A 3427-nucleotide genomic window follows, 5' to 3' on the forward strand; every position below is an offset into this window, starting at 1 on the left:
GCCAGCACTGATCGATGCCGGGCTTGGCTCGCTCGCTGCCATCTTCGGCCTGCCGCGCGACGACATCGCGCGTGAGCTGGTGGCGGCGGCTGCGATCAATTGGGCGCATGATCGCTTCGCGCGCGGCGCTTATTCCTGGGCGACGCCGCGGACGCGGGACGCCCAGGAGCTTCTCGGACGTGCGGACGGGCCAGTGCTGTTCTCCGGCGAAGCACTCTATCGCGGTCGAGACATGGGCACGGTCGAGGCGGCACTCGCGAGTGGCCTTCAGACGGCGCGGGCGATCTTGCAGGAATAGCGAAAGGCCCGCATCGCTGCGGGCCTTTTCTATCTCGGCAAGTCTAGTGTCGATCTTACCAGCGTCCACCGCCGAAGCTGAAGGTCACGCCGGGACCACCGCCGCGGTAGTAGCCGTACGGACCGCCACCATAGTAGCCATGGTGCCGCGGATAGTAACCGTAGCTGCGGTAGTGCGGACGATGGTGGCCGTGGTGGCGCCAGTGATGATGGCGATGGCCGTGATGGTGGTGCCTTCGTTGCGCGCTGATGTCGGTGGACTGCTCGGTCTGGGCAGTCTGCTTCGCGCTGGGACGGTCGGCCGCATTGGCAGAGGATACGCCGGCAAGAACCGCAGCGCCCAAACCCATCGCGACAAAAAGATACTTCATGTCATCACTCCAGTTGAATGTCGTGCGACAACAGATGAGCGTGCAGCACGTTCCGGCCCTGGCGGGCGTCGAAACGACGCAGATACAGTTCCAAGCTGAACGTTTGTTAACGTGTGTGAACGACTGAACGTTCCCGCGTCCATCGTCGCCATGAAGAGCTGTTGCGAGCTCGAGCTCAGAACACAGCGCAGCCTCTCCTCGGCGATGGGCTGCTGCGCGTCGATTCAAAGCAATGAAACGTCGCGGCGCGCGAGCACGAGCAGCGGCGGCGACTCACCTGAACGTGATCTGCATGCATGTCGCGCTTGATCCAGCGCAACTTTGATCGTCGTCGCCGGATGCACTGTCGACGCGACATTCGAAATGCAATCGAGGCAGGTCATGAAGGCGTATTTCATCGGTGGCGGCATTGGGTCGCTCGCGGGCGCCGCGTTTCTGGTTCGCGATGCGCAGCTGCCCGGGCGCGACATCGTGGTCTACGAGGCGCAGCCGCTGGTCGGCGGCAGCCTCGACGGAGCGCAGCTTGCGAACGGCGCCTATTCGCTCCGCGGCGGGCGCATGCTCACCACCGATCATTACGAATGCACCTGGGATCTGCTCTCCAGCATTCCCTCGCTCGAACATCCCGGCCTCAGCGTGCGCGATGAGACGGTCGCGTTCAACGTGGAGAATCCGGCGCACTCCAGGGCGCGTCTGGTCGACCGCAACCGCTTCAAGGTCGACGTCTCGCATATGGGCTTCTCCGCGCGCGACCGGCTCGAACTGCTGCGGCTCACCGAGGCTTCGGAGGAGACGCTCGGCAACGGCCGCATCACCGACTGGCTGTCGCCCGGATTCTTCGAGTCCAATTTCTGGTACATGTGGCAGACCACCTTCGCCTTCCAGCCTTGGCACAGCGCGGTCGAGCTGAAGCGCTATCTGCACCGCTTCATGAACGAGTTTCCGCGCATCGAAACGCTCGGCGGCGTCAAGCGCACCGTCTACAATCAGTATGACGCGATCGTTCGGCCGCTGACCGACTGGCTGAAGCGCCAAGGCGTGCAATTCGTGCGTGGCACGCGCGTCACCGACATGGCGTTCGAGGTCGACGGCGCGCGCTTGCGCGTGCGTCAGCTTACGCTCGACCGCGACAGCCGCACCGCCAATGTCCGGCTCGAAGACGACGACATCGTCTTCTTCCAGAACGGGTCGATGACGGACGCCTCCAGCCTGGGCACGATGACCGAGCCGCCGCCGCGCCTGACCAAGGCCGACAGCCAGGGCTGGGCGTTGTGGGAGACGATCGCGCAAGGACGGCCGGAGTTTGGCAATCCCTCAGCGTTCAACACTTCGATCCCCGAATCCTACTGGCTGTCCTTCACCGTCACCTGCCGCGATCCCGGCTTCTTCGACCGGATGGAAGCGTTCTCCGGCAACAGGGCCGGCACCGGCGGTCTCGTCACGTTCAAGGACTCCAACTGGCTGATGTCGGTCGTGCTCTATCACCAGCCGCATTTCGCGGGACAACCGAACAACGTCCAGGTGTTCTGGGGCTATGCGCTGCATCCCGATCGCGTCGGCAATTTCGTGGCGAAGCCGATGTCGGACTGCGGCGGCGCCGAAATCCTGAAGGAGCTCTGCGGCCACCTCAACTTCGATCCCGCGGTTTTCGAAGATGCGATCTGCATCCCCTGCCGCATGCCCTACATCACCAGCATGTTCATGCCGCGCAACCTGGCCGATCGGCCGCTGCCGGTGCCCAAGAATTCCGTCAATCTCGCCTTCGTCAGCCAGTTCGTCGAAATCCCCGACGACGTGGTGTTCACCGTCGAATATTCGGTGCGTACGGCGCAGATGGCGGTCTATCAACTCATGAAGATCGAGCGGCCGGTGCCGCCGGTGACGCGGCACGACAAGTCGCTGGCCGTGATCTTCGCGACGCTGGAGAAGGCGTTCGCGTGATGGATGGAGCTACTTGAAGGGGTCCTGGATCGACGGTGCCGACTGGCGGATGCGTCGCACGCTGACCGGGGAGCCGTCGGAGACGAACAGGAGCTCGTATTTGCGGCCCTCGTTGTCGGTCGCCGAGCAGGTGACGTCTTTCACCTTCCTGGCGGCGAAGTTGCCCGTCTGGCGGCAGACTCCAATGGATGTCTGCTCGGCCGGCACGGGCAGGCCGTCGACCCTCGGGCGGTGCTTGGAGTTGAGCAACATGCGGTCGATCGGCAATTCGTAGGAATTGTCGTCGGCGCGCTTGCCGTTCTCGCCGGAAAACGACACCACATGGCTGTCGTCGGAGGGATCGTCGACCGCGACCGCGAAATTGACCCGGCCCTTGTCGCCATGGGCGTAAGCGACGGTCTTGCAGGCATAGGTGCGCCCGGCGACCTCAAGCGTCTTGCAATGGCCGGACATCAGCGCCAGCAGGTCGATGAAGGCGTTCTGCTGCGCCGGCGGATTGTTGACCCGGATCGGTTCGGAAGTTTCGGCAAAACAAGGACTTGCCAAGCTGATGGCCAGGACGGCGAGGACCGGTCGGCAGAGGCGCATGGTCAGGCTCGTGTGCCAGGGGGCCGCGGCGGGGGGAAATTCCCGCACCATAACCATCGAACCGCAAGTTGGTTGCGATCCCGTTTGTTCAGCAACACCCGTCTGGAATACCACCGCGTCACATCCCCAAGGGCGATTCGCCCAATCGCCCACCCCGTCCGGCCGGCACTTGCCGCCAGACTGGTGTTTTTTTCGTGGCAAAGCTAGCCCATCGCCGTCGCTTCGCGACA

General features: G+C 63.6%; 4 protein-coding genes. 2 read left to right on the top strand and 2 right to left on the bottom strand.

Annotated elements, in window-relative coordinates; all coding sequences use genetic code 11:
- Positions 1-298: FAD-dependent oxidoreductase (locus JHD07_RS35705; protein ID WP_291630752.1), on the top strand; the 298-nt coding region annotated here is incomplete at its 5' end.
- Positions 299-353: 55 nt separating this feature from the next.
- Here the strand turns inward: JHD07_RS35705 and JHD07_RS35710 are convergent.
- Positions 354-668 carry a hypothetical protein gene (locus JHD07_RS35710; RefSeq protein WP_291630754.1) on the bottom strand — a complete coding sequence of 105 codons (315 nt, stop codon included), beginning with the start codon at positions 666-668 and terminating at the stop codon, positions 354-356.
- A gap of 363 nt (positions 669-1031) precedes the next feature.
- On the opposite strand from JHD07_RS35710, the gene JHD07_RS35715 reads away from it, so the two are divergent.
- The gene (locus JHD07_RS35715) at positions 1032-2609 is read left to right on the top strand and encodes an oleate hydratase (RefSeq protein ID WP_291630756.1); all 1578 of its coding nucleotides are present in this window, start codon (positions 1032-1034) and stop codon (positions 2607-2609) included.
- A gap of 9 nt (positions 2610-2618) precedes the next feature.
- On the opposite strand, the gene JHD07_RS35720 is transcribed toward JHD07_RS35715, so the two are convergent.
- Entirely contained in the window at positions 2619-3197 is a 579-nt protein-coding gene (locus tag JHD07_RS35720; RefSeq protein ID WP_291630758.1) for a hypothetical protein, read from the bottom strand.
- Positions 3198-3427: the final 230 nt, after the last annotated feature.

It is taken from the genome of Bradyrhizobium sp., assembly GCF_016462955.1.
Lineage (GTDB): Bacteria > Pseudomonadota > Alphaproteobacteria > Rhizobiales > Xanthobacteraceae > Bradyrhizobium.

Coding starts and splice junctions, on each gene's coding strand:
- JHD07_RS35720 (WP_291630758.1), bottom strand. CDS start 3,197: ATGCGCCTCTGCCGACCGGTCCTCGCCGTCCTGGCCATCAGCTTGGCA.
- JHD07_RS35715 (WP_291630756.1), top strand. CDS start 1,032: ATGCAATCGAGGCAGGTCATGAAGGCGTATTTCATCGGTGGCGGCATT.
- JHD07_RS35710 (WP_291630754.1), bottom strand. CDS start 668: ATGAAGTATCTTTTTGTCGCGATGGGTTTGGGCGCTGCGGTTCTTGCC.